Source organism: Arthrobacter sp. Y3223164 (assembly GCF_059091005.1).
Genome location: NZ_JBNHGF010000602.1, coordinates 1 through 1,170 on the forward strand (window position 1 = coordinate 1; position 1,170 = coordinate 1,170).

Genomic DNA, 1,170 nt, shown 5'->3' on the forward strand with positions numbered 1-1,170 from the left:
CGGACTTCTTCGGTGTGCGGCTCAACGACGGGTGGAGACCGCCGGGACGCGGCTACCGGATCGAGGCCGGCCGGGCCGTCCCGCTGCAGGTGGCGCTGGCTACAGGGCGCGGGGTGCGGCGCCCTTGACCAGGAAATCCGTCACGGGCTTGGTCAGCAGCAGGACGAAGGAGGCTGCGGCCGCCACCAACAGGACCGGGCCCAGCAGCAGCTGGCCGCCTTGGATCATGGAGATGGCCACAACAACCACGAAGATCTGCCACACCAGGGCAGCAGCGCGGGTCCAGCGGTACCCGCGGAACAGGTAATGCCCGACGACGAGCAGCCAGAGGCCGAAGACCAACATCAGGACCAGCAGGAAGACGCTGCTGGTCAGCGATATCGGGGTTTGGGTGGCCAGCCCGTACGCGAACAGGGCCGCTCCGCCCAAGAGCACCAGTGCTTCCAGCACCACTGCCGCCGCTACGATTTTGATGGCGATCGGACGGGCGGCAGGGAAGGATGAGGGTGCAGGCATTGACACACTCGCACCCTACCTTAGATAGTCGGAATAACGGCTCCAGTTCGCCGGGCACCGGCTCCCGCTTGGAGCCGAACCATATCACCCTGTGACGAATGACTCAGGTATTACGGCCGGTTAAGTCCGCACGACCTCTTGTTTACGCGGATTTAACATGAAACGCTTGATGGCGAAGCGCAGAGGGGGCCGGTCGGGCTCCCTTTTCTATGAGTCTGTTCGTGAATGTTTTCACAAAAACCACCGGACACCATTTAAAGGAGTATGTGATCAGCATGGATTGGCGTAGCCGCGCGGCATGCCTGGACAAGGACCCGGAACTGTTTTTCCCCGTGGGGAACACCGGGCCGGCACTCCTGCAGATCGAAGAGGCCAAGAGCGTCTGCCGGCGCTGCCCGGTGATTGATACCTGCCTGCAGTGGGCCATCGAATCCGGCCAGGACGCCGGCGTGTGGGGAGGCATGAGCGAGGACGAGCGCCGGGCGCTGAAGCGCCGTGCCGCCCGGGCCCGCCGGGCCTCCTGACCCGGTACCCCCAGTGTGGCGGGGGGCCGCGGGCGGGGTGGGCCCCCGCCCCAGCCGGGGGGGGGTACCCCCCCCCGCCGCCGGGCCCCATGGTGGTGTTCCCCACCGCAAAACACACCCAACATAACCC

2 protein-coding genes are annotated in these 1,170 nt (G+C 65.8%); one reads left to right on the top strand and one right to left on the bottom strand.

All coding sequences use genetic code 11. The features are described from left to right. Positions 1 to 99: 99 nt before the first annotated feature. Positions 100 to 516 (bottom strand): hypothetical protein, encoded by a 417-nt coding sequence (locus tag AC5RUJ_RS16750; protein WP_494000210.1) that lies wholly within the window; start codon positions 514 to 516, stop codon positions 100 to 102. Positions 517 to 791: 275 nt separating this feature from the next. Here AC5RUJ_RS16750 and AC5RUJ_RS16755 point away from each other — a divergent pair, with 275 nt between their 5' ends. After that, positions 792 to 1,040, top strand: coding sequence for a WhiB family transcriptional regulator (locus tag AC5RUJ_RS16755; RefSeq protein WP_086994524.1), 249 nt, complete (start codon positions 792 to 794; stop codon positions 1,038 to 1,040). Positions 1,041 to 1,170: the final 130 nt, after the last annotated feature.

Bases quoted from the DNA above. Each gene is read 5' to 3' on its own strand.
- AC5RUJ_RS16750 (WP_494000210.1), bottom strand. From the start codon at position 516: ATGCCTGCACCCTCATCCTTCCCTGCCGCCCGTCCGATCGCCATCAAA.
- AC5RUJ_RS16755 (WP_086994524.1), top strand. From the start codon at position 792: ATGGATTGGCGTAGCCGCGCGGCATGCCTGGACAAGGACCCGGAACTG.